General features: G+C 70.9%; 16 protein-coding genes. 9 read left to right on the plus strand and 7 right to left on the minus strand.

The annotated features are described in order from the left end of the window. Positions 1 to 47: 47 nt before the first annotated feature. Positions 48 to 848: a hypothetical protein gene (locus WMF27_RS20080; RefSeq protein ID WP_437767284.1), complete on the minus strand. Its 801-nt coding sequence runs from the start codon at positions 846 to 848 to the stop codon at positions 48 to 50. Between the two features lie 236 nt (positions 849 to 1,084). On the opposite strand from WMF27_RS20080, the gene WMF27_RS20085 reads away from it, so the two are divergent. Both WMF27_RS20085 and WMF27_RS20090 read left to right on the plus strand, forming a co-directional pair. Next, complete coding sequence (locus WMF27_RS20085) at positions 1,085 to 2,500, plus strand: protein kinase domain-containing protein (protein ID WP_437767283.1); 1,416 nt, start codon at positions 1,085 to 1,087, stop codon at positions 2,498 to 2,500. 68 nt (positions 2,501 to 2,568) lie between these two features. After that, positions 2,569 to 3,573 carry a hypothetical protein gene (locus WMF27_RS20090; protein WP_437767282.1) on the plus strand — a complete coding sequence of 335 codons (1,005 nt, stop codon included), beginning with the start codon at positions 2,569 to 2,571 and terminating at the stop codon, positions 3,571 to 3,573. Positions 3,574 to 3,843: 270 nt separating this feature from the next. On the opposite strand, the gene WMF27_RS20095 is transcribed toward WMF27_RS20090, so the two are convergent. Continuing rightward, on the minus strand, positions 3,844 to 4,491 hold the full coding sequence (locus WMF27_RS20095) for a cadmium resistance transporter (protein WP_437767281.1): 648 nt from the start codon (positions 4,489 to 4,491) through the stop codon (positions 3,844 to 3,846). A 192-nt stretch (positions 4,492 to 4,683) separates the two neighbouring features. Between WMF27_RS20095 and WMF27_RS20100 the strand changes: the two genes are divergently transcribed. After that, positions 4,684 to 7,146, plus strand: coding sequence for a heavy metal translocating P-type ATPase (locus WMF27_RS20100; RefSeq protein WP_437944397.1), 2,463 nt, complete (start codon positions 4,684 to 4,686; stop codon positions 7,144 to 7,146). Between the two features lie 266 nt (positions 7,147 to 7,412). Next, a complete protein-coding gene (locus WMF27_RS20105) occupies positions 7,413 to 9,365 on the plus strand; it encodes an MYXO-CTERM sorting domain-containing protein (RefSeq protein ID WP_437944398.1) in 1,953 nt (650 codons plus the stop codon). A gap of 118 nt (positions 9,366 to 9,483) precedes the next feature. Here the strand turns inward: WMF27_RS20105 and WMF27_RS20110 are convergent, their stop codons facing one another. The 3 genes from WMF27_RS20110 to WMF27_RS20120 all read right to left on the minus strand — a co-directional run bounded on the left by WMF27_RS20110 (position 9,484) and on the right by WMF27_RS20120 (position 14,702). Beyond that, positions 9,484 to 11,205, minus strand: a complete 1,722-nt coding sequence (locus WMF27_RS20110) for an RICIN domain-containing protein (protein ID WP_437944399.1) — start codon at positions 11,203 to 11,205, stop codon at positions 9,484 to 9,486. Positions 11,206 to 11,596: 391 nt separating this feature from the next. Then, the gene (locus tag WMF27_RS20115; protein ID WP_437767277.1) at positions 11,597 to 12,979 is read right to left on the minus strand and encodes a DUF1552 domain-containing protein; all 1,383 of its coding nucleotides are present in this window, start codon (positions 12,977 to 12,979) and stop codon (positions 11,597 to 11,599) included. A 1-nt stretch (position 12,980) separates the two neighbouring features. Then, complete coding sequence (locus WMF27_RS20120) at positions 12,981 to 14,702, minus strand: DUF1592 domain-containing protein (RefSeq protein ID WP_437767276.1); 1,722 nt, start codon at positions 14,700 to 14,702, stop codon at positions 12,981 to 12,983. Positions 14,703 to 14,905: 203 nt separating this feature from the next. On the opposite strand from WMF27_RS20120, the gene WMF27_RS20125 reads away from it, so the two are divergent. Further along, positions 14,906 to 16,294 (plus strand): IS1380 family transposase, encoded by a 1,389-nt coding sequence (locus WMF27_RS20125; RefSeq protein WP_437763081.1) that lies wholly within the window; start codon positions 14,906 to 14,908, stop codon positions 16,292 to 16,294. A gap of 984 nt (positions 16,295 to 17,278) precedes the next feature. Further along, positions 17,279 to 18,403 (plus strand): hypothetical protein, encoded by a 1,125-nt coding sequence (locus WMF27_RS20130; protein WP_437767275.1) that lies wholly within the window; start codon positions 17,279 to 17,281, stop codon positions 18,401 to 18,403. Between the two features lie 41 nt (positions 18,404 to 18,444). On the opposite strand, the gene WMF27_RS20135 is transcribed toward WMF27_RS20130, so the two are convergent. Further along, positions 18,445 to 19,656, minus strand: a complete 1,212-nt coding sequence (locus tag WMF27_RS20135) for a PAS domain S-box protein (protein WP_437767274.1) — start codon at positions 19,654 to 19,656, stop codon at positions 18,445 to 18,447. Positions 19,657 to 19,715: 59 nt separating this feature from the next. Continuing rightward, positions 19,716 to 20,561, minus strand: a complete 846-nt coding sequence (gene pucL / locus WMF27_RS20140) for a factor-independent urate hydroxylase (protein ID WP_437767273.1) — start codon at positions 20,559 to 20,561, stop codon at positions 19,716 to 19,718. Positions 20,562 to 20,779: 218 nt separating this feature from the next. Here pucL and WMF27_RS20145 point away from each other — a divergent pair, with 218 nt between their 5' ends. From WMF27_RS20145 to WMF27_RS20155, 3 genes are all read left to right on the plus strand, one after another. Beyond that, the gene (locus WMF27_RS20145) at positions 20,780 to 22,288 is read left to right on the plus strand and encodes a cobalamin-dependent protein (protein ID WP_437767272.1); all 1,509 of its coding nucleotides are present in this window, start codon (positions 20,780 to 20,782) and stop codon (positions 22,286 to 22,288) included. 118 nt (positions 22,289 to 22,406) lie between these two features. Next, complete coding sequence (locus WMF27_RS20150; RefSeq protein ID WP_437767271.1) at positions 22,407 to 23,753, plus strand: sensor histidine kinase; 1,347 nt, start codon at positions 22,407 to 22,409, stop codon at positions 23,751 to 23,753. Continuing rightward, positions 23,750 to 24,940 carry an ATP-binding protein gene (locus tag WMF27_RS20155; protein WP_437767270.1) on the plus strand — a complete coding sequence of 397 codons (1,191 nt, stop codon included), beginning with the start codon at positions 23,750 to 23,752 and terminating at the stop codon, positions 24,938 to 24,940. Before WMF27_RS20150 ends, WMF27_RS20155 begins: the two co-directional genes overlap by 4 nt. Positions 24,941 to 24,952 lie beyond the last annotated feature (12 nt).

The following is a 24,952-nucleotide window of genomic DNA, read 5'->3' on the forward strand; positions in this document are numbered from 1 at the left end:
CCGATCGCGGACAGCGGGCGCTCCCCTTGATTGAAGGACGCCTGCGCCTATCGGTAGAAGGCGACGTCGTCGATCCAGATATCGAACGCCTGCTCCTTGTCGAAGAAGAACTCGATGGCCCAGAGCCGCTCCAGGGCGGGCGCCAGCAGCTGGTTACCGTAGGGCTCCTGCTTGAGGCACTCGACCGGAATCTTGAAGTGCTTCCAGTCGCTCTCCAGCACGACGGGCTTGTGGAAGTGATTGTTGCACCCCCCCTCGGCTTCGTTGCAGATGCCCCCCAGGTGATAGGTCTGCTGATCGATGAACATCACTTTCATTCTCCTGGTGGAGCCCTCCTCGGCGCGGGCCCAGAACGTGAGGCCACGGTACTCGGACGCGTCGTAGTAGGCCTCGTCGTCCAGATGGAAGCCGACGCCGGCTCCCCAGAGGAGGAAGCCGTCATCGGCGCTCGTGTGCACGGCCTTGGTGCTGGCGCCGCGCGGAGGGTCAAGGGTGCTCACGAGGTCCGCCGGGTTCGCGGGATCCTGCCTTCCTTCCGGTGACTCGTCGTTGTCCTCGAACCAGAACCCTGCCCAAGGGTTCGCCCCGTTCCCTCCGGAGATCCGGGTATCTCCGTCTTCCATGTCGTCGATCATCGACAGGGCGAGGGTCTCCCCGGGCAGCACCGCGAGGATCTCGCATGGATCCCCCGCGCCGCCACCGCTCCCGGCCGCTGAGTCCGCTGCGCCGCCGCCTCCGGAGCTCGGGTCCTCGGGCTCGTAGATCTTGTCGAAGCCGAAGATCTGCGCACATCCGAGCCCGAGCAGCGCCATGGCACATCCGCCGGCGCACCGAACGAAAGCCAGCATCGTCTTCATTTTCATGTGAAATTTCGATAGGTTTTGGTCGCGGAGGATATCAGGTTGGCCGCCGAGATGGAATGATGCTCCCATCAAGTCACACGGCTGTCACCGATCGTAATCAGGGGCGGGCGGGCATCGCCCTGGATTTTTACCGGAACACTGTAAACCGCGCTTCGATCCGTCGGTTCCTGAGTGCAGGCGTCGCGTACGCTGGTGTATAAGTTCGCCTGCTGGTGGAACCCATGTCGCTGAGTCTGGACGACGGGATGCTGTTTGCTGGCAGGTACCGCGTGGTGCGCGGAATCGCCAGCGGCGCGATGGGCGCGGTCTACGAGGTTCTGCACATCGAGACGGAGCGCCGGCGGGCGCTCAAGGTGATGCACTCGCACCTCGCCGGCAACCCCGAGTTCCAGGCCCGGTTCAAGCTGGAGGCGCGCGTCGCCGCGCGCATCGAGAGCGACCACATCGTGGAGGTGTTCGACGCCGGGATCGACGCCGAGACCGGCAAGCCGTTCCTCGTGATGGAGCTGCTCCGCGGAACGCTGCTCGACGAGCGCCTCCGCCACGCCGGGCGCCTGCCGGCGGAAGAGGCCGTCGCCTTCTTGCGTCAGACCGCCATCGCCCTCGATAAGACACACGCCGCCGGGGTCGTCCACCGCGACCTCAAGCCCGCGAACCTCTTCCTGGCCGAGACCGACGACGGGGCGCCGCGGATCAAGGTGCTCGACTTCGGCATTGCCAAGCTCGTCGTCGAGACGGCGACGGACTCGGCGGCGACCGCGATCCTCGGCACGCCGCTCTACATGGCGCCCGAGCAATTCAGCGGCGAGTCGGTCTCACGGGCTGCCGACATCTTCGCCCTCGGCATGATCGCGTACACGCTCCTCGTCGGCAAGGCGTACTGGCTGAACGACAGGCGGAAGTACGACAATGCGCTCGCTTTCGCGGCGCTCGCCGTGAACGGCCCGCAGGAGCCCGCGTCCGCGCGCGCGGACGCCGAGGGGGTGAAGCTGCCTCCCGCCTTCGACGCGTGGTTCACCAAGGTGACGGCCCGCGCCCCCGGGGCGCGCTTCGCCACCGCTTCGGCCGCGGTCGAGGCGCTCGCCGAGGTCTTCGACCTGCCCGCCGCGCCAGCGCGATCGTCGCGCCTGCTCCCCGCGGAGACGCCGAGCGGACGTGGGCCCCCGAGCTCCCGCTCATCGTCGCCGCCGAGCGGCGTCCAGCTCCCGACCGCGGCCGTGGTGACCGCGCTGCCCCCCACGAAGCAACGGAGTCGAGCCGCGATCACCGTCGCGGTGCTCGTCCTCCTCGGCGGCGGCGTTGGCGCCTTCGCCTCGCTGAGGCGCGGCGCGCTCCCCGCCGGCGCGAGCGCGGAGCCCGCGCAGACCGCGGGGGACGCGCGCTCGCCCGCCTCCGCGCCCCCTGAAGTCCATCCGGCGCCGCCTCTCCCCGACGCCTCGGCGACAGCCACGGCGCCGGGCGTCGCGACGCCCGCTCCTGCGGGCTCCGTGCCGCTGGGCAAGGGCGGCCGCGCGCTCGCCCCCGCGACGGGGGCGGCGCTGCGGCCGCCGCCGCCAGCGCGCGGCTCACGGCGCAGGCTCGCGCCGGCCCCGTCGGCCGCAGCGCCGAGCCCTGAGCTGCTGTACAAGCCGGACTGAGCACGATGGCAGGGCGGACACCTCTTTGCCAGGAGCGAGCGGGAACGATGGTATTTGGCGGCTCACTCATGCGCTCCTCCTGGTTCCGGTCCATCTGCCTTGGCGTGCTGGGCGTCGCCGTCGCGGCGCCGGCCAGCGCGCAGGCGCTCGCCGTCGCGGAATCGCACTTCGACCGCGGGCTCGCCGACATGCTGGCAGGCCGGTACGAGACCGGCTGCCCTGCCCTCGCCGAAAGCCATCGTCTCGATCCTCGCCCGGGGCGGCTATTCACGCTCGCCGAGTGCGAGGCCAAATGGGGGCGTATCGCGACCGCGGTCGCGCGCTACAACGACTATCTCGCGATGGTCGATCGCATGAGTGAGGCCGATCGAGTCAAGCAGTCGGTGCGACACAAGATCGCGCTCGGGCAGCGCAGCGCGCTCGCGCCGCTCGTGCCACAGCTCACGCTGTCGCTGCCGCCGGGCGCGCCGGCGGGGACGCGCGTGCAGTGCGACGGCATGGCGCTGGAGCACCCCTCGCTCGGCGTCGCGCTCCCCGTCGATCCCGGAGAGCACGTCGTGACGACGCAGGCGCCGGGAGGGGCCGTGACCGAGGCGCGATTCACGATCGGCCGGTCGGAGTCGAGGGCGATCGTGCTCGAGGTGAAGCTTCCGGCGGGCGTCAAGCCGCCGCCCGCCGGACCGCCGGCGCCAGCACCGGCGCAGGATCAGGGGCCCAGCGGCCTGCGGGTGGTCACCTATGTGGCGGGTGGGCTCGGCGTGGCCGGGCTGATCGTCGGATCGGTGACCGGGTGGATGGCGCTCGACGCGAGCGGCGTCGCGGCCGACAACTGCAGGGACGTGAGCCCAGGCCGGGCGCGATGCAAGCCCGACGGGCTCGACGCTGGCAACCGCGCGAAGCAGCTCGGGCTGGTGAGCACGGTCGGCTTCGGCGCCGGCGTGGCGCTCGCCGGCGCGTCGGCGCTGCTCTTCCTCCTGGAGCCATCCCCGCGCCGCCAGCCGTCGCCCGAGGTGAGCTGGGAGCTGACGGCGGGCCAGGCCGGTGGCGGCGTCGTGGTGCGCGGCCGCTGGTGACGCGGCTCGCGCGCGCCGCCGCGGGCCCATGAGCCGGCGCAACGGTTCGGCCCCACGGACCCGTCCTGCCAGGGATCTGTCTCGCGAGCGAAGAGAGAATTCAACGCAAAGACGCCAAGAGCGCAAAGACGCAGACCTGCACAAAGTTCATTCTATTTTGCGCCTTTGCGCCTTTGCGTTGAACTCTCTCTCTCCGGATCGCTGGCCGGACTCCGCGTGGGTGGAACTGGCGCCTCTCACCAAGGTGAGCTCACGGCGCCCCCCGGGCGGCTACCCCGCACGGACAAGCACGAGGGCGCCGGACAGGATCCACAGCCCGAGGCCGATCAAGACGAACGGCAGCGCCGCACGGCCGAAACGCCGGATGCGCGCGCCCAGGATCGGGTGGTTGACAAGGCGGTGCCCGAGCGCGCACCAGGCGCCGGTCATGACCGCGAACACGGCCGCGTGAAGCGGGATGTGCGCAGGGGAGCTGGAGAACAGCGGGATATAAACGCCGAGGTTGTCCCCGCCGTTCGCGAGGGTCACGCTCGCCACGGCGATCACCTTGAAGCGCGACGCGCTGCTGCCATGGCGCCCGCGCGCGCTCTCCGCTGCGTCTGCTTCGTCCGCTCCGCTCGCCACGCCTGCTTCCCTGGCCCTGGAGCCCCGCCAGAGCGCCCAGAGGCCTCTCAGGCCGAGCGCCAGGGGAGCCAGGCCGAGCAGGCCGATCCATCCGTCCGGCACGCGGACCGCGAGCAGCGCGCACGCGGCGCTCGCGATCACGAGCGCCGCGATGCCGAGGAACTGGCCGGCCACCACCTGAGCAGGGGCGAAGCCGGGATGCGCGAAGAACGCCGAGAGAAGGAGGATGTCATCGATGTTCGTGGACACGAACACGAGCACGCTCACCCCGAGGATCGGAAGGACCTGCTCCATGGCGCGCCCGCGGACGTACCACCTCCCGCGGCTCGCGTCCGCTCGGCGGGGCGCGGGCGCCGCGGGCGCCGCTCCGCGCCGGCGGACGCCGGAGCGCACCCGGGCCCGCCGGGGTAGACCGAAATCACCGGAGCGACGGCGCGTCTGCGCAGGCGACAGGAGGCGAGCCACGAGCTCGTGTAAGGAGAAGCCATGGCGACGATTCCCCAGCCCGTCCAGCCGACCAGCGCGAAGGCCGCGCCCGCCGCGCAGGGCGCCCGGACGGAGCTTCCGGTGCAGGGCATGACCTGCGCGGCGTGCGTGCGCCGCGTCGAGAAGGCGCTGCGCGCCGCGCCCGGCGTCCAGGATGCGGCCGTGAACCTGGTGACCCGGCGCGCGACGATCACCTACGACGCGCAGGCGACCACGCCGGCCGCGCTCGCCAGCGCCATCGTGGAGGCGGGGTACGAGGTGCCCGAGGTCCCCCCGGCGGCGAGCGTCCCTGAAGCCGCGCCGATCACCGGCCTTCCCGCAGCCCCGCAGGCCGACGGCGTCCCCGCGAGCCCGCCGATCGCCGGCGTCCACGCGGCCTCCACGGCGCCCGAGCGCCCGGCGGCGACGGCGGACGCCCCACCGCAGCACCCGCAGTCGAGCGCGGCCGAGCGCGCCGCCGCCATGGACGCGGCCGAGCAGAAGGAGCAGCGGACGCTCCGGCGCGACGTCGCGATCGCCGCGCTCCTCACCGCGCCGCTGCTCGCCGTGGCCATGTCCCACGGCGCGATCCCGGCGTTCGAAGGCGCCTCGGCGCGCTGGCTCTCGCTCGCGCTCGCGACGATCGTGGTCTTCGGGCCGGGGCGCCGGTTCTTTCGCCTCGCCTGGAGCGCGCTCCGGCACCGCGCCACGGACATGAACACCCTCGTGAGCCTCGGGACCGGCGCCGCCTGGCTCTACTCGACCGCCGCGGTCGCGGCCCCCGGCCTCTTCCCGCACGCCGAGCACGGCCACGCGCCGCCCGTCTACTTCGAGGCCGCGGCCGCGATCGTCACCTTCGTGCTGCTCGGCAAGCTCCTCGAGACGCGCGCGCGGAAGCGGCTCGCCGACGCCGTGCGCGGGCTCGTGGCGCTCCAGCCGAAGACCGCCTGGCGCGTCCGCGGCGACGCCGAGGACGAGGTGCCCGCGTCCTCGCTCGCCCCGGGCGACCTCGTGCGGGTGCGGCCCGGCGAGCGCATCGCGACCGACGGCGAGGTGGTCGACGGCGCGTCCGCTGTCGACGAGGCGATGCTCACCGGCGAGAGCATGCCCGTCGACAAGACGGCGGGCTCGGCCGTGCTCGGCGGGACGCTCAACCAGAGCGGCGCCCTCGTCTTCCGCGTCACGAAGACCGGCGCGGACACCGCGCTCGCGCGCATCGTCGAGGCCGTCGAGCAGGCGCAGGGGTCGCGCGCGCCGATCGCGCGCCTCGCCGACGTGGTGAGCGGCGTCTTCGTGCCCGTCGTCCTCGGCTTCGCGTCGCTCGCCTTCGCCGCGTGGCTCGCGATCGACCCGACCGGCGCCGGGCTCGCCACGGCGGTCGAGCGGTTCGTCGCCGTGCTCGTGATCGCCTGCCCGTGCGCGCTCGGGCTGGCGACGCCGGCCGCCGTGGCCGTCGGGACAGGGCGCGGCGCGGAGCTCGGCGTCCTCGTCAAGGGCGGCGCGGCGCTCGAGGCGGCGAGCCGCGTCGACACGGTGCTGCTCGACAAGACCGGGACCCTGACCTCGGGTCGGCCCGAGCTCACCGACGTCGTGGACCTCACGGGCCACGGCGAGGCGGCGCTCCTCGGCCTCGTGGCGGCCGCCGAGCGCGAGAGCGAGCACCCGGTCGCGCGGGCGATCGTCGAGGGCGCCCGCGGCCGCGGGGTCGGCATGGCGCCGGCCTCGGCGTTCCGCGCGGAGATCGGCCACGGCATCGAGGCGCGCGTCTCGGGGCGCCTCGTCCGCATCGGGACCGCGGCGTGGCTGAAGCGGGCGGGCGTCGACACGGCCGTGCTGGAGGCCGAGGCCGATCGCCTGGCCGCGCTGGGCCGCACGCCGTCGTTCGTGGCCGTCGATGGGCGGCTCGCGGGCCTCGTCGCGGTCGCCGATCGGCCCACCGAGGAGGCGCGCCGCGCCGTCGCGGCCATGGCCGAGCTCGGCGTCGAGGTGGCGATGGTGACCGGCGATCGGGCGGGCGCCGCGCGCGCCGTCGCCGATGAGCTCGGCATCCGCGCCGTGTTCGCGGAGGTGAGGCCCGAGGACAAGGCGAGGATCGTCCGCGAGCAGCGGGCCGCCGGCCGCAGGGTGGCCATGGTCGGCGACGGCATCAACGACGCGCCCGCGCTCGCCAGCGCGGACGTGGGGATCGCCCTGGGCACCGGCACCGACATCGCCGTCGCTTCCGCGGACGTGGCGCTGATCCGCGGCGGGATCGCGGGCCTGCCGGTGGCGCTCGGGCTCGCCCGCGCCACCCTGCGGACGATCCGGCAGAACCTGTTCTGGGCGTTCATCTACAACGTGATCGGCATCCCGATCGCGGCGGGCCTGCTTTATCCGTTCACCGGATGGCTCCTGTCGCCTGTCCTCGCGAGCGCGGCGATGTCGCTGTCGAGCGTGTCGGTGCTCACCAACTCCCTCCGGCTCCGCTCGTTCGGTCGGCCGTAGACCGGCACGCGCGGGCATGTGCCGGCGGACACAGCAAAAACGGCGCGTTCTTGTCACCTTTGCAGCCCAACGCGGTAAAGCAAGAAGCCGACGAGCAGCGCGCTCGTCGCGCTGTTATCCCGAGCAGCCGGCTCGTCGCGCCAGCGAAGCGCTCGGCCCGGGCGCCAGCGCGTCGCTCCGCTTCACGCCCGCTCGCGGGGCGGCTACCCGGTGAGTGAATGATCGGAGCGGCGGATGCACCGAAGCGTTCAAAATACGGAGGATCCATGAGAGCTTATCGCCAGCATATTGGCACAGCCATTGCCTTTGCCCTGTCCCTCTCGGCCCACGCCGCCGATGCCGCCGTCACCGTCGGGCTCATCGCGCCGACCAATGAGATCATCGAGAGCAGCACGATCCCGGTGCACGCGACGGCGTCGTCCCCCGAGGACATCTACTATGTCGAGGCGGAGTTCGAAGGGCTCACCATCGAGCTCACGCCGACGGAAGGGGGGCATTTCCAGGGAGCGTTCGACCTCGGCGAGCTCGCGGGCGAGCTCGCCTATGGGCCCCACATCGTGACGGTCCACGCGTACAGCACGCTTGGCGAGGTGGCGAGCGCGCAGGGCACCGTACACCGGTACGCGCCGCCGACGCTTGGATGGAACGCGGTCATGCACGACACCCTCACCGACGGCTGGCGCTTCGCCGCGAAGTGCATCCCGACGCCGCCGTACGCGTGCAAGAGCCTCCGGGCGAGGTTCCAGACCGACAACGGAAGCTACGAGCTCCTCGCCGAGCCGGGGTTTCCCGTCCCGCAGCCTGTGCCGGGGCGCCTCTACGTACTGGAGGGGATGTACGACGGCCGCATGATCCCGTCGGGTAGAACGTACACGCTCACGATCGAGGTGGACGACTACATCGGACCCACCATCACGAAGACCATCGGCCCCATCTACGTCGAGCGGAGCCCGAGGCTCACCGCCGTCCAGCGCGCGCCCGGCACCATCCTCGATTTCGACGCCGCGCGGATCCTCTTCCGGGACCTGTACCAGCGCCTCGGGATCTTCGACCGCGCCACGCAGCAGGTGACCTGGATCGCGACCATCCCGCAAGGAGATCTGCCGTTCAGCGAGGTCTACGGGGCGCTCACGCCGTCCGGGTCCGTGCACCAGTCGACGACGGGCCACATCCTCGCCTGGGTCGACGGCGCCCGGCGCACCATCACGAGCGGGGCGCGCCTCGACGCGGTGAACGGCGACAACATCGTGTGGACGACGTACAGCGACGACTGGGCCGTCGCGACCTCGCTGTCGGCGGGGACGAGCAGGACCCTCTGGCGCATCGACGGGAGCAGGTCGCCGTTCCAGGCCGACATCACGCCTTCCGGCGGCGTCTATTTCGGCACCTACGAGGATTCCGCCATCGTCGGGCCGAGCGGGGTGCGCCTCGGCGATCACGAGGGGAACCTGCAGCGGCCGATCACCGACGGGACGAACGTCGCCGGCCGGTGGTGGGACGGCATGACGAGCTCGAGCTACCTGTACACGGCGGAGGGAGAGGAGGTGTTCCTGGGCGACTCGATCACCGGCACCTCGGCCGGGCTGCTGGTTCACGCGGGCCACGCCGCCTTCCTGAAGAGCGACGGCGCCGTCAACCAGGTCTGGCTGCGGACCCCCGACGGCGAGCAGCATCAGATCAGCGATTTCACGACGTCGAGCCAGTTCGATCAGGTGAAGCTCCGGGTCGGCCACGACGGCATCAGCGACGCCGGCGAGGTCCTCTTCCTGAACGGCGGCAAGCGCTATCTGGGCCGGGCGGGGGGCGCGCCCGAGGCCGTCGGCTCGTCGCTCGGGCACGGTCGCTGGCTCGATGGGAGCTGGTATGTGACCATCGGCAATACGATCTTCCAGGTCTCGAGCGAGCAGGGCGCCGTCGCGCAGCTCGCCGCGCCGGGGAGCGCGGAGTTCGCGCCGGAAGAGGGCCTGGGCGGCGGGCGCGAGGTGCTGTCCACCGCGTTCGCCGTGGACGAGGTGCTCGATGAGCCCATGTGGGCTCGCGATCTGCACGAGCCGGACGCGCTGCCGGCGTCGGCCGACGCGGACACGGACGGCAACATCGCGCCCGCCGCGGCCGGGTGCAGCGCCTCTGGCCCGGCGGGCTCCGCGGGCAGCGCCGCCGCGCTCGCGGCGGCGGTCGCGGGCCTCGTGCTCGGGCGGCGGCGGCGCGCGCGGTCGTAGCGCGCCGCGAGCCTCCCTCCCGGCCCGGTCGACCTCGATCGGGCCGGGCCGCCGCGCTCATCGTCGCCGGCCGCGTCGCGGCCCCGCCCTCGCGGCCGCCCCGCCCGTCATCCACCCATCACTCGGCGACGACGATCTGCCATCGCTGCTCCTCGCCGCCGCCGCCCCCCCGCTGCTCGATCGCGACGGCGTCCTCGGCGGAGCCCTGGTAGACCCCGATCAGCTTGCCGCTCTTCTTGTTCCTGATCTGGAAATCACCGCCGCCCAGATCGATGAACAGCCACGCCTGGTTGTCGCCGTCATGGTTCTCCCATTGCACCAGCGCGACCCCGTCGCTCGTCGACTCGTCAGGGACATCGAGCACCTTGCCGCTCTTGACGTTGGTCAGCCGGAAGTAGCCCGATCCATTGTAGTTGAAGCTCCATTTCTGGCTCTCTCCTCCCCTGTCCGCGTTCTGGACGACGTCCGCCCCGTCCTCGCCCGACGCGCCGACGACATCCATCACCTTGCCGCTCTTCTTGTTGACGAGCTTGAAATTGTTCGTCGCGCCGGCGACGGCGCCCGCCGACGTGTCGATGGTCAGCGTGTTGTTCCAGCGCATGCTCATGGTGGTGTCCGACGGGAAGGAGATCGGCTGCCAGACGTACGTCGAGTTGTTGACCGGTCCGCTCCAGGCCCCTGCCCACCGGTCTCCCATGTACAGGTAGGCCGTCCCGGAGCTGCCCTGGACCGGGAGCACGTAAGTCGACTGGGAGTGGTAGGTCGTGCCGTCACCGACGTTGGTCATCGCCGACCAGCCCCTGTCGAGAGAGCGGGACGTCGCGTACTTGGCCTGGTTGGGCGACCAGCCCGTGGCGCCGGAGGTCAGCAGGAAATAGGTGCCGTTCCGCTTGAACAGCGCCGGCGCCTCCCGGTGCCCGCCGGGGAAGAGCGTGGCGGAGAGGCGGGCGATGGACAGGTAGTCGGGGGCCAGCTCGTAGAGGTTGAGATCGTAGTTCTCGTTCGTGGCGGAGATGAAATAGGCCTTGGCGTCGTCATCGACGAAGAGCCCGCAGTCGCGGGACATGTACCCGGGCTTGCCGTGATCGGTCACCCCGCTGCCGGCGAGCGGCCGGAAGCTGCCGTGATACGTGTAGTCGCCGTCCACGGTGCTCGAGCTCGCGACCGCGGCGCGGGCCTCGCCGTAGTTCACCCCGTTTTCCCAGTGCATCCACATCACGAATCTGTCCGTGGACGCGTTGTAGACCACCTTCGGGCGCTCGATGTTGGCCGGATCGAGGTCCTTGTCCGAGTCCATCGTCAGGACATGGTTCCTGAACTCCCAGCGCCGCAGATCGGTCGAGCGATAGCAGGAGACGGCATAGAACGTCCCGTCCGGGTTCCGGTTCTCCCCGAACCAGTAGTAATGGTCGCCCACCCGGATCACCCCTCCCCCGTGCGCCTGGATGGGCTTGCCCGAGGTGTCGGCCCACTGGATCCCGTTGACCAGGGGGCCGACCGCCGGCGGCAGCTCCGGTCCCCCACCCTCGCCAGGCGCCCCGCCGCCGCCGGACGACGCGCCGACCGACGCGCCGGAGGCGCCGGGCGCCCCGCCCGCCGAAGCGCTGGAAGTGCCGGGCGCCCCGCCGCCGCCGGACGACGCGCCGACCGACGCGCCGGGCGCCCCGCCGCCGCCGGACGACGCGCCGACCGACGCGCCGGGCGCCCCGCCGCCGCCGACCGACGCGCCGCTGCCCTCCGATGAGCGCCCAGGGAGCTCTTCCGAGCCGGAAGCGCAAGACGCGACGCCGAGCCCCACGACCAGCAGGCCCATCACCGGAGACAAGGAACCGAAACGCATGACGCCCTCCAGAAAGAGCGAGATCTCGGTGCCTTCAACCGGACGAGTCAAGTCCTTCTCGCGCGCAGCGGCCTGGGTGATTTGATCCGCTCTCGTGCGATCTGCCAGCCTGCGTCCCGGGGGAGATCTCGGCCGCGCGCTCGTGGCCCGATCAGGCCCTCGCCGCGGGGATCGCCGCCGCTCCGCGCGGGGCGGCGCTGCGTGGCCCAGCGGTGGTAGCTCTACTGCGGGAAGTCGGCCGGGAAAGCGAACCGCCAAGCCGCCAAGGGCGCCGAGAACGCACGACCTGCGCGGGCCATTCGACGACTTCGCCGACGTGCTGGTGATCGGCGGCGGCCCCGCCGGCGCGTGGGCCGCGCCGGGGGCCGCGGCGAGCTCTGGCAGGCGGGACTCAGGTGAGCGAGGGAAGCGCGCCGGTGCTGTACTGGGGGTCGCCGAAGGTCTTGTCGTCGGTCCCCATCGCGTTCGCGATCGTGACGAGAAGATCGTTGTGCTGGCGGGCAGAGCCGCCGTTCGCCAGATAGTCCACGAAGCGGCCGGTGCGGAAGACCCCGCCCGCGCTGCCGGCGAGCAAGAACGGGATGTTCGTGAGCGCGTGCTGCCTCGACTCGCCGATCTCGGTGACCCACAGGACGACGGTGTTGTCGAGGAGCGTGCGATCCCCCTCCGCGTACGAGTCGAGCTTCCCGAGCAGGTAGGCGAGCTGCTCCGCGAGCCACGTGTGGATCTTCATGTACTTCTCGTCACCCGCCGCGTTCCACTCGTGGGAGATGGCATGGTGATTCTGCGTGAGACCGAGGAACGGGTAGAGGTGCTCGCTCTCGGCGTACGACCACTGGATCGTGGCGATCCGGGTGAGGTCGCACGCGAGCGCCGCGGCCATCATGTCCATCTGGAGCTTGCCGATGGCGGGCATGTTGTCGTCCTTCGAGAGGTCGATGCGGTCGCCCAGCGCCGGGGCCTGGCAGCTCGTGGTCGGGGTGCCGCCCCCGCCGGTCGAGGAGCCGCCGCCGGCCAGGCGCGCCTCGATGTCCCGGATCGACTGCAGGTGCGAGTCGAGCTTGAGGCGATCTTCCTTGCCGATGCGAGGCCGCACGTCGGCGATGTCCTCGCGGAGGAGATCGAACACGGTCCGCCGCTGCGCGCGGAGCCGATCCAGCGCGGTGGACCCGCCCTGGCCCTGGCCCTGGCCAGGCACCGAGGCCCCGAAGAGCTGCTGGAACGTATCGTAAGGGTCCTCGCGGGGGGGGATGGGCTGGTCCGGCCCGGCGTAGCTGAGCCGACCGCGCACCTCCGCGTCACGGACCTGGACGCCGAGCTCCAGGGTCCGGAACAGCGTCTGGGGCTTCAGCTTGTTCGCGATGTGCTGATCGAGCGAGATCCCCGACGACCAGCCGGCGTTGGTGGACATGAAGCTCTTGAAGTTGCCCTTGAGCAGCGCCCGCCCCGTCAGCAGCCCCCCGATGCCCCGAGCGTGCTCGGAGCCGATGTTGGAGTTGACCACGACGTTCATGTTGACCCCGCGCAGCGGGATAATCTTCGACTTGAACGGCGAGAGCGGCTGGAGCAGCGGGCTCAGCGTGAAGTTGGTCTCGGTCCCCGTGGGCATCCATTTCGACTCCATGGTGCCGTTCGGCGTATAGAACACCACGAAGCGCTTGGGCGCGGCGGCCTCTTGCCCGCGGGCCAGCTCGGAGTTCAGCAGCGGAATCGTCGCCGTCGCGGCCAGCGCGCCCTGGAGCATCCGCCGTCGAGAGATCATTCGCGGTCTCATGTCACTCCTCCTCTGCGATCGCGCTGCGGTACAGGAACGCGTCGGTCTGCGTCGTCGCCACGATGAGCTCCACGAGATCGCCCTCCGAGCCGTGGAACCCTGCGCGCAGCCCGTCGAGCGAGCACTCGTCGTCGACGTTCTCGAAGCGGCCCGCCGTGTAGCGGAACCATTGCGTCGCGAGGCACTCGCGGACCTGCGCGCTCCCGGCGAGCTTCTCCGCCAGCTGGCGAACGCCGACGAACGAGCCGTCCATGTCATCGGACAGGACCATCTCGCCGGAGACGTCGATGACCTGCCCCCCCTCCTCGGTGCGGTACGCGCCCACGGCATCGAAGTTCTCGAACGCGAAGCCGATCGGATCCATCAGCTGATGGCAGCCGGCGCACCTGGCGTTGGAGGCATGCTGGTTGAACCGCTGACGAGCGGTGACGCCCTCGTCGCCGGTGGGCGGCGTGAGGTCGACGTCGTTAGGAGGAGGCGGCGGGTCCTGGCACATGAACTTCGCGCGGATGGCCTTGCCGCGCAGCACCGGAGAGGTCTGATCGGGGTGCGCGTGGACGGCCAGGAACGCGGGCTGCGTGAGCACCCCCGCGCGCTGGTCCGGCGGGAGCTCCACGAGCTGGGGTGTGGTCGAGCCGGGCGGGACCGTCACGCCATAGAGCTCGGCGACGGACTCGGTGGCAAAGCCGACGGGCAGCGTGAGCAGGCTCGAGAGCTTGTGGTCCCCGGACCACAGCACGTGCTCGACGAACGCGGGAGTCTCCGCGCTGATCCCCGCGACGAGCTCGTCGTCGTACCCGGGGAACTTGCTCTCCTCCTTGACGATGGTCCCGAGCTTCCCGAGGTTGAGCCATTGCTTGTAGAACTCCGTGATGGCCCGGCGTGCCCGCGGGTGCTCCAGCATCTGGCGGGTTCGCTCGGCGAGCTGCTCGCGGGTATCGAGCAGGCCCGCCTCGGCGGCATCGAGCAGCTCGTCGTCGGGGCCGGACGCCCAGACGAGGTACGACAGGCGCGACGCCATCTCGTACGGGTCGAGTCGCACCCGCGACGAGGAGGCATCGAGATCGTGACGCAGCTCCAGGCGGAACAGGAATTTCGGCGACTGCAGCGCGGCCCGGATGACGACCTCGATGCCCTCACGGAACGACCCGTCGGTGCGCCCCGCGGCGTAGGCGCGCATCAGCCGGTCGACGTCCGACGTCTCGAGCGGTCGGCGGTACGCGCGACGGCCGAAGTCCTGGACGAATCGCCGCGCGCACGCCTCCTCCTGGGTGACTTGCCCCTCGACCGCGGCCGGATCACACGGCACGAGCTTCGACAGATCGCCCGCGACGGCCTCGGTCGCGAGCGCCTCGGCAGCCAGGAGGTATTTCTCCGCGTGCAGCGCAGACACCGTCAGCACCGTCGCGTTGTTGTTGAAGCCGCCGGCGATCTCATCCGGGGGGAATTGATCGGCAGGGGTGAGGGACGTTCCGAGGAGATCTCGGACCGTGTTGTTGTATTCGAATCGCGTCAAACGCCGCTGCGGCGCGAGGATCCGCTCGGCGCCGCAGACCGGGGGATCCCCCTGTCCGGACGTCGAGCCGTCCTCCCCGGAGCCGGAGCCGGAGCCGGAGCCCGCCGCTCCGATCTGCCCGTTACCGCACCCGGCAACGGCCGTCAGCGCGAGCGTCGCCATGAGCGCGTGACCGGCTCGCCAGCGACGATATCCTAAGTCAGCCATACCGTGACCTCCTACCGTCGGTCACAACCTACGTTGAAGCCTCGCCAGACGTCAAGCGCTGCTCCCATCAATTCACGGCGCCAGACGCCCACGTTCAACGTGGATTTCGCGCCTACGAAGCCGATCTGAGGCGTGAGAAATCCGTCGTCGTAAACGGAAGTCCTTGAAAGAAAGGCTCGGCGTGGCGACCCGTCCGGGTTGCTATGACCAAACGAAGGCACACGCCGAGCACCTCCAAGGTGCGTCGACGCGAGTTCGGGTTCAAGAGGAAAGGCGACGGGTGGCACCCGGGGCGAATCCGGCGGCCAGATCCTGCCGGGATTCACGTCGAGCCCACGGAGAAGAACCTGACGGGCGTCGCAGGGCTTGGCCCCTTCGGCGCCTTCATCCGCGAGCTCGGCATCGACGCGGCCCTGAGCCGCAGGTTCTCCCGGCTGAAGACCGGCCGCACGGTCATCTACCCGATGGCTGCGCAGATGCGCCTGCTGATGGACAGCGCGCTCGCCGGCGAGGAGCGCGTCTTCGGCCTCGAGGCGCTCGCCGTCGATCCGCTCTTCGTGCGTCTCGCAGGCGGCGTCGTCCCGAGCATCGACACCGTCTACCGGGACCTGTGCCGGTTCGATGAGGAGGCGCTCGACGCGCTGCACAGCATGGTCGTCGACCACGGGCTCGCCCTCGTTGCTCGCCGAAAGCACCGGTTCGTGCACATCGACGTCGACACGACCGTGGAGCCGCTCTTCGGGATGCAAGAGGGGGCACTGCCGGGCCCGAACCCACGCTATCGCGGAAGGCCGAGCTATCATCCGATCCTGGCGCGCATCGCCGAGGTCGAGGCCATCGTCGGGGCCAAGCTGCGACCGGGCGACACGAGCTTCGGCGAAGTCGATGTGCCCTTCGTCGAGGAGTGCATTGACCGGGCGCGCGCCGCAGCGCCGAGCGCGGCCATCTACGTGCGGATCGACGGCGCGGGGGATTGCAGCGCCTTGATGCACGCCGTCGCCGCGAAGGGATGCTTCTTCCTGACCAAGGCGCGGATGAGCCCCGATCTGGTGGGCAGGGTCGCGTACGCCACCGGATGGCGTACCGTCGACCGGGATGCCGACGGTCGTCCTCGACGGCAGGTGACCGAGGTCCCCTTCCGGCGCAGCGGTTGGCCGAATGGAGTCCGCGTGATCGCCGTACGCACACGCGATCGGGACAACGGCAAGCAGATCTACCTCTGGGAAGGCCTCGACTACACGGTGCAGGTCTTCTTGACCAACGAGCCGGTCGAAGCGCCCGAAGACGTCGCGGCGCGGTATGACCTGCGCGCGGGCATCGAGCCGCTCATCGGCGATCTCAAGCACGGCTGGGGATGCGGTCGCGTGCCGAGCCAGAGCTTCAACGCCAATCATGCCGCGCTGCTGCTGAAGCTGCTGACCGCCAACCTGATGCGCCGGTATGTGCTCGACCATGTTCCGCACCTCGCGAGCTGGCGAACGCCGTGGCTGCGGCGCGCGCTGATCCTCGTCCCTGGAAGGTTGGCCCGCTCGAGTCGGGGCACGAAGCTGCACGTGCCGGAGCGCTCGCAGCTCGCTCGCCGGCTCAATTGAGCCCGGAACCAGCCGAATTCATGGTGGGGGTAAGGGGGACGTGTGCCTTCGCGGCGCGCTGAGCGCGCCCGATTGTAATCGACGTCGCATTCGTCGGTGGAACGCCGCTCGCGCGTCGCCGTCGGCCCACTCGTGCCCCGTGGGCGCGAAATCCACGTTCAATTGCCGGACAGCGGTCAACAACGGACCATCCGCTGGCGAAGTCTGATACTGCCCGAAGACTCCACTCCCGTCATATTATGGACCGACTGGCCGTCACTTGACGCGGTACGCGCCGCGTTAGAGCAGCAGAACCGGGCGCACTGCGGCCTAAATAGCGAGGCGAGAGCGCGACTCCGTCGCACCTCTCCAGGCCACCCACGCCGCGCACACGAGTAGTCATTGGAAGAATTCCCGCTCCGGCGCGTATTGATCACGAACCGCCGAACGCTCTCCAATTTTGATCAGCGACGTCACGCGCGCCGCGCGCCTCGCGGCGTCACGGCGCGGGGGAGACATCGCAGATCACCTGGGGCGCCTCGTGCCCGTGGACGACGCGCAGGCTCGGGTGGGCACGGATGAGCTCGCCCTTGCCAGTCACGATCTCCACCCCGCGGGGGAGCTCGCCGAGGCCGGCGGCGTGATCGCCGTGAACGGGGGTCAGGTGGATCGGACGCGGGCGCGAGCCGAAGCGCGCGAGCTGCGACGCCCATGGCGCTCGCGCTCCAGCCCGACGTGGAGCGCTCTGCCGGCGCTGCGCGCGGTCTTCGATCCCATGATCCGCCAGATGCGCGAGGACGAACCGTCTCCGCTGCGCGTGGCGACGTCCGACTACGGCACCCTGGCCAGCTCCAGCGCGAGAGGCCGCTCCAGGGCGTCCACAGGAGCCTCCAACGTTCGTGTGGATCGCGTTGCGGGCGCGATTCGACCGGAGCGCGCGATAGCGCCGCTCAGGCGCTCGACGGCCTCCGTGCAGGTTCGACTCCGCACCTGCTATGCTGGCGCATGGGTCAACGCGTGGTCGCGGTGCTCGGCTGGCTGCTCGCCCTCCTGGTCGTTCCGTCCGGCTGCCATCCCCCGCCGACACGGGCTCCGGCCGCGCTGCCCGCGCGCGCCACTCCGATCCATCACGCGACGCCGACCCCGCGCGATCCGTCGGCCGTGGTTGACCCGGACGATGATGCCGGTATCGCCGCGGCGCTCGCCGGCCACGGGCTCGATGGATGGATGCACGGCGCGGCGCCTGCGTCCGGTCTCTTCGTATTCACCTACCGGCTCCCGCACGATTTCTTCCGTTACGCTGACTTTCCGATGATCCCGGGGTCGCCGGAGGTCGCGCGGGAGCTCGGCGGGCTCCAGCGGCATGACCGGCTGCGCGTGTTCGGCAGCCTCGAGAAGAAGGGCCCCCAGCGCCATGTCCGCGTGCGCCGCATCGAGGTGATCACGCGGTTTTCCTCCGGCGTGGACGCGCCATCGTATGCGCACGACACGACCACGCACGCCGCGCTCCTCGGGGGGCGCGAGCTCGTGGGTCGTGTGCACGGCGTCGACGCCGACGGCAAGGTCCTCGTGGTCGAGCTCGCAGACAAGGTGGTGCCGGTCTTCGTCACCCGCCCGGAGCACGTCCGGGACCTGTGGCGCAATGACAAGATCCGGTTGCATTACGTGATCGCCGAGCACCCCGATCGCCCGATCCACCTGCGGCTCGATCCGGCCGTCTCGACGCCGATCGAGGTGCTGGAGCGCGTGCAGGCCGGTCATGGCCATCCGATCGAGCTGGAGGGCGATCTCGTGCTCTTCCCGAAGAGCCCGCAAATCAAATTCGACATCTGGGCGCTGCGCGTCGTCGACAGGGATCGCGTGGAGCGCGAGTATACGCTCGTCAATTTCACCGATCCGGAGCTCTTCAAGGCGATCCGCGACAAGCTCGCGCGGGGCTGGGCGGCGCACCCCGGCGCCCCTGTGGACGCGCGCAACAAGCTCATCAAACCAGGCCTGCGCGTGCGCGCGAGGGGCGTGCTCAACGTGATCTCGCCGGCGCAGGCCAACCCGCAGATCTTGCTGTCGTCGGAGGGCGCGGTCGAGGTGCTCGGAGCTCGATCAGGCGGCGCGCCGCCTCCTGTCAATTGATCGGTCCGGCGCCGAGCTCGATCAAGCCCTCGACGCTCCGATCAACGTGGCTCGGCCCGCCGCGCGCCGTCGGCCGCGGCGGCGTCGGCGCGGTTCATCCGCTGGATGCAGAGCTTGAGGCCGGCGCGGAGGTTGCCCATCGTGATGATCCCCGAGAGATCGACCCCGAGCGCGATCATCGTCTGCGCCACGTTCGAGCGGATACCCGTGATCACGCCCTCCGCGCCGAGGAGCCGTATCGCGCGGACCATCTCGATGAGGTAGCTCGCCGTCTTCGTGTCGACGGCGTCGACCCCGGTCAGATCGAGGATCGCGAAGCGCGCCCCCTTGGTCGAGATCGCGTCGAGGAGGCTGTCCATCACCTCGGAGGTCCTCACGCTGTCGACGACGCCGACCATCGGGAGCGTCAGCACGCGATCCCAGACCTCGATGATGGGCGTCGAGAGCGCGCGAATCACCTGCTGCTGGGCCTGGATCATGTCGAGCCTCGCCTGGAGCTCGACCTCCTTGCGCTTCACGTCCGTGATGTCGAACGTCACGGACACCGCGCCGTTCTGCGCGCCGCGCTCGTCGAAGATGGGGAGCAGCCAGGACCGCCAGGTGATGCCGTGGGCCTCGACCTGATTGTCCACGACCTCTCCCGCAAACACGCGCCGCATCCCGTCCACGGCCTCCGGGTTGGACTCGTAGAGGTCGAAGACGTTCTTGCCGATGAGCGCCCCGGGCTCCACGCCCGAGTTCTCGAGCCCCTTGCCGTCATGATGGGTGAACACCCCATCGCGATCGTACTTGCACGCGGCTATCGGGACGTGATCGAGGATGGCGCGCAGGATGATCGAGTCGTCCCGCGACGCGTCCGCCAGGCGGCCGCGGTCGGTCACGTCCTGCCCGATGAAGAGCCTGCGCACCACCTGGCCGTCGGCGCCGCGCATCGGCTCGTGCACCCACGCACACGCGACGACCCGCCCGTCCTTCCGCCGGTGCTCGGCGGAGACCTGCGCGCCGCCCTGCCCGTCGCAGAGGCGTCGCCAGAGGTCGGCGTCGGCGCTGCTTAACGCCGTGTCCGCGAGGCGGCGACCAATCACCTCGTCCCCGGTATAACCCAGCAGCCGCTCCGCCCCGGCGCTCCACGCGGCGATCTCGAGAGCCCCGACGTCGCCCGTGCACTCCACGGCGATGAACGGTCCGTTGAGGACCGCGTTCATGTAGCTCGTCGCGATCTCGAGCTCGTCCGGGCCGGCCACCTGGTCCATGCGCCGCACTGTACCGGGCACCTCGTCGGAATGTCGAGAAAAACGGCCACGCCCGGCGGTCAGCTCCCTCGTTTCATCGTGGCCTCGATGAGCCCGTGCGGCTCGTCGACCGGGACGAAGATCTCGTTGTCGTTGGTGAGCCCGAAGGGTGCGAGATCGACGAGCAGGCAGTGCTTGTTGGGGAGCGAGAGGCTCACCTCGTCGATGGCAGGACAGGCGGCGAGCACCGCCTCCCCCAGGTCATGAATGGTGTGCTGCACCGAGAGGCTGTGTCGCTCTGCGAACGTCTCGATCAGGGCGCGGCGGGCGCGCTCCCACGTCGCCGTCGGCGCCGGGTCGCGGCCGGCCGCGCGCCAGCGAGCCACCATGAGCGTCGAGAGGATGCGGTCCCCGGTCTCCTTGAGCGTCGTGTACTCGTCGCGCGGGAAGCCCGAGAACGCCGAGCCGGCGGTCTTGAGGACGAGGAGATCCGCGATGCCGGACGTGATCTCGACCGCGCCGGGAGCCGCGGAGATCTCCGCGGTCCGCCGCTCCGCTGCCGCGCGGAGGAAGGCGTGAGGGTGCGGCGAGCCGCCCGCGTCGACGCGAGACCAGACGTTCTCCGCGATGGCGACCCTCGCCCGCCGGGCGTGCGGCTTGCCGAGGAAGTGTTCGGCGAGCAGGACGCCGAAGTCCTCGATCGGCTCGACCGGGTGGCCCTTGGCGAGCGCGTACACGGTGTTCTTCATCGTGTCCGTGGGCAGCACCTTGCTGTTGTCACCCTTCGTGTAAGCGTCGTCGAACTCGCCCTCCAGCTGGACATCGACCTGGACGTCGGTGAGCTCGTGCCGCGCGCCCGCGCGGCGGACCTTCACGAGCCGTACCCTCGATTTGCCGTAGGCGTTCCGCACCAACGAGATTGACATCGTTCTTCAGCTCCCGCGCCGGGCGACGACGCTCTCTTGAGACGCGGGAGAGACGGTAGCTCGAAGCACGGCGCCGGCTCAAGCCTGCCGGGTCCGCTCGCCCTCGACCCGCGGCGCGCGACGACGCTCCGGCGGCGTCCGCCCGCCGGAGGGGCGTCGGGCGGGCCCGTGCGATATCGCGCGTGCGGCGACGATGGCGCGTCACCACAACTGCGGGCATGGTGACCACAGAGCGTGACAGGGCGGCCGATGAGCTCGTCGTTCGCCGTGAATCGTTGAGGGACGCCGCGCTCGCCCGCCTCGAGGCCGCGTCCGTCGCGCCGCGCGCCTTCGGAGCGCGCGGCGAGCGCGAGGCGCTCTCGCGCTGCCACGTGGACCTCGCGGCGCACATCGACGCCCTCGCGGCGGCGCTCCGCGCGGAGGGCGCCCGGCAGCTCTGCGAGTACTGCGCGTTCACGGCGGTGTTCCTCGAGGCGCTCGGGGTGCCCCGGCGCGCGCTCGGCGCCGCGCTCGACGCGCTGAGCGAGAGCATCGGCGAGCAGCTCGATCCGGCGCTCTCCTCGCTGGCGCAGGACGCGCTCGCCGCGGGCCGGGAGCGCCTCTGGGCCTCGCCCCTCGTGACGCCGGCCGCGCTGGCGGCCATCCCCGAGCCCCCGTGCGCCGCCGGCGAGGCCGGCTCGGCGGCGGAGGCCGTCGAGCGCTCGGCGGCGCGCGTCGCGCCGATGAGCGTCGCGCTCAGCTTCATGCGGCGCCCGGCGGACGCGCTCGCCGCCGGCGCGAAGCGCGCCCTCTGCCTCGACGACGCCAGGCGCCACGTCGCGCAGCTCGCCGCGGCGCTCGACCACGGGTCGCCGGAGCTCTTCAGCGCCTATGCGGAGTGGGCACAGACGCGGCTGGTGCAGCACGGCCTCGACCCCGCCGAGCTCGTGGGCTACCTCCGCGCGCTCGGCGACGTCCTCGAGCTCACGCTGCCGGAGCGCCTCGCCGAGGCGCCGCGGCGGTACCTGGCGGCGGCGCTCGAGCGGCTCACCTCGATGCGCGCCGAGAATCCCAGCTTCGTCCGCCCGGAGGCGCCGCTCGGCGCCGTCGCGTGCAGCTACCTCGACGCGCTGCTCGAGCGGGACCGGAGGCGAGCGGTGCGGGTCATCCGGGAGGCGCTCGACGCTGGCGCGCCGATCAAGGACATCTATGCTCACGTGCTGGAGCCGTGCCAGTACGAGGTGGGCCGGCGCTGGCAGCTCCGTCAGCTCAGCATCGCCGGCGAGCACTACTGCACGGCGGTCACGCAGATGATCCTCGGCCAGCTCTATCCGCTCGTCGTCAGCGCCGATCGCGCCGGCCGTCGCCTCGTGGCCACCGCCGTGGACGGGAACCTCCACGAGCTCGGCGCGCGCTTCGTCGCCGATTTCTTCGAAATGGCGGGGTGGGACACCTTCTATCTCGGGGCCAGCACGCCCGCCGAGCACGTGATCCAGGAGGTCGTCCAGCGGAAGGCCGACGTCCTCGCGGTCTCGGCCGCGCTCAGCGATCAGCTGTCGAGCGTCCGCCAGGTGATCACCGCGGCGCGCGGCGACGATCGGTGCAGGGGCGTCGTCGTCCTGGTCGGCGGCCAGCCGTTCCGCGTCGTCGAGGACCTCTGGAGGCAGCTCGGGGCCGACGGCTCGGCGCCGAGCGCAGAGCGGGCCGTCCGCACGGCGGAGCAGCTCCTCGCGGCGCGGAGCGCATGACGCCGCTCCGCGCCTTCGACCGCCGGCCCCGCGGGGTGCGTTTCGCACAGCGAGCTCCGCGCCGGCCTGCCAAAGACAGATCGCCTCCGCCGCGAGCGAGGGAGAGGCTCGGATTCCGATGACGCCGATGGAACCGCGCAGCACGCAAAGCGCAGGAGAAAACGAGGGCGCGCCGCTCGTGGCCCCGCCGCCCGGACACGAGCTCGGCGATCCGGTCGCAGAGCTCGCCGCCGCTTTCCTCATGGCCTCGACCGCGCTCGCGATCGGCGTGTTCGCGCCGGACGGCGCGCCGCGGCTCACCAACCACGGCATGCGCCGGCTGCTCGGGGGGGCGGGCGGGCCGGGTCGCGCCGAGGCTCGCCTCGTCAGCCCGAGCTTCGCGCAGCTCGCCGCGGCCGGGCGCGGCGCCGAGGAGCCGATCTACCGCGGCCTGCTGCACTTCGGGGATCTCCGGTCCGTCGCGCACAGCCTCCGGGGAGAGGTCTGGCGGCTCGGCCACGACCTGCTGCTCCTCGCCGAGTTCGACGTCATCGAGCTCGAGCGCGTCGTCGCCGAGGTGTCCGCGCTCAACTCGCGGATCACGAGCCTCCAGCGGCGGCTCGTGTCCGAGCAGAAGGAGCTCGAGCGGTCGCTCGAGCAGCTGCGCGCCACGCAATCGATGCTCGTCCACTCCGAGAAGATGAACGCGCTCGGCAAGCTCGCCGCCGGCGTGGCCCACGAGATCAACAACCCGCTCGCCTTCGTCCGCAGCAACGTGCACACCCTGGCAGAGTCGCTCGATCGGCTGTTCGCCGCTTACGAGGCGCTCGAGCGGGCCGCCGTCAGCGCGGGCTCGGACGACGTGAAGGGCCTCGCCGAGGCGCTCCGCGCCGAGGTCGAGCCCGACTTTCTGCGCGAGGACACGGGGGATCTCGTGAAAGGCACGCTGGGCGGCCTCGCGCGCGTGCAGAAGATCGTCGAGGACCTCAGGACCTTCACGCGGATCGACCGGGCGGAGGAGGAGCGCTGTGACCTGAAGGAGTGCCTGGAGAGCACCCTCGCGATCGCGGGCCCGGCGCTGAAGGACGGCGGCGTCCAGGTGACGGTCGAGTGGGCCGAGCTGCCGAAGCTGCGCTGCAAGCCGGCGGAGCTCAGCCAGGTGTTCCTGAACCTGCTCATCAACGCGGCCCAGGCGGTCGAGTGCCGGGGCCGGGGGAACGGTCGCATCGTGATCCGCGAGCGCGACGAAGCGCGCCGGGTCGTCCTGGAGTTCGAGGACAACGGCGCCGGGATACCCTGTGATGTCCTCGGCCGGATCTTCGATCCGTTCTTCACGACCAAGCCTGTCGGGCAGGGCACGGGGCTGGGCCTGACCATCTCGCACAAGATCGTCGTCGATCGGCACGGCGGCACGATCACCGTCCGATCGACCCCCGGGGAGGGCAGCACCTTCACGATCACGCTGCCGAAGGAGCCCGACCGATGACGCGCGCCTCCGGCGAGCGGCGCGCGCTGCTCATCGTCGACGACGAGCCCGAGACCTTGAAGGCGCTCCGCCGCGAGCTCCGGCGTGACTACGATGTCCTCATCGCGGAGAGCGCCGAGCAGGGCCACGCGATCTTGCGCGAGCGGCCCATTTCTGTCGTCCTCAGCGACCAGCGGATGCCTGGCACGACGGGCACGGAGTTCTACGCGAGGCTCAGGGCCGAATTCCCGGAGACCGTCCGCCTCCTCATGACCGCCTACGCGGACACGAGCGCCGCCATCCAGGCCATCAACGAGGGCGGCGTGTACCGGTTCATCTCCAAGCCATGGGATCCGCCGGAGCTCGCCGGCGTCGTGAGCGACGCGTTCGCGCAGCACGAGCGCATCAGCCGCTGCCAGCGGCTCCTCTCGAGCCTCAAGGCGAGCGCCGACGCGCTCCACCTCGAGAACCAGCACCTCGCCGAGGTGACCCAGAGGACCCATGAGCTCATGGGCATCGCCGCGCACGATCTGCGCAATCCGATCGCGGCGATCCAGTGGTTCTCGAAGATGCAGCTGGCCGGCGCCGGCGTGGGGCCCGAGGACACGCGGCGCTACGCCGTGAAGATCCAGGACAACGCCGAGTTCGCGCTGCAGCTGCTCGAGGACCTGCTCGACATCACGACGCTGGAGCACGAAAACGGCGGGCTTCGCCTGCAGGAGGCCGACCTGCGAGGCATCCTCATGGCGGCGGTCTCCCTGAACGAGCACGGCGCCGGCCGGAAGGGGATCGCGGTGCACGTCGACCTGCCCGCGGATCTCCCGCTCGTCTGCTGCGACGTCGCGCGGATCGAGCAGGTCCTGAGCAACCTGCTCAGCAACGCGTTCAAGTTCTCTCATCCGGGCACGACGGTGACGGTGCGCGCGCGGAGGCTCGGTCAGGCGGTCGAGGTGATGATCGAGGATCAGGGCCTGGGCATTCGCCCGGACGAGATCAGCGGCCTGTTCCGCAAGTTCCGGAGGACGAGCACCCGGTCGACCGGCGGCGAGAAGAGCACGGGGCTCGGCCTGTCGATCTGCAAGAACCTCGTCGAGCGCCACGGCGGCACGATCCGCGTGGAGAGCGAGCTCGGCCGGGGAACGCGGGTGTTCTTCACGCTCCCGCTGAAGGCCGGGCGCGCCGGCGCGCCCGAGCGCCCCACAGCGTAGGCTCGCCCGCGC

The organism is Sorangium sp. So ce281 (assembly GCF_051527395.1).
GTDB lineage: Bacteria > Myxococcota_A > Polyangia > Polyangiales > Polyangiaceae > Sorangium > Sorangium cellulosum_B.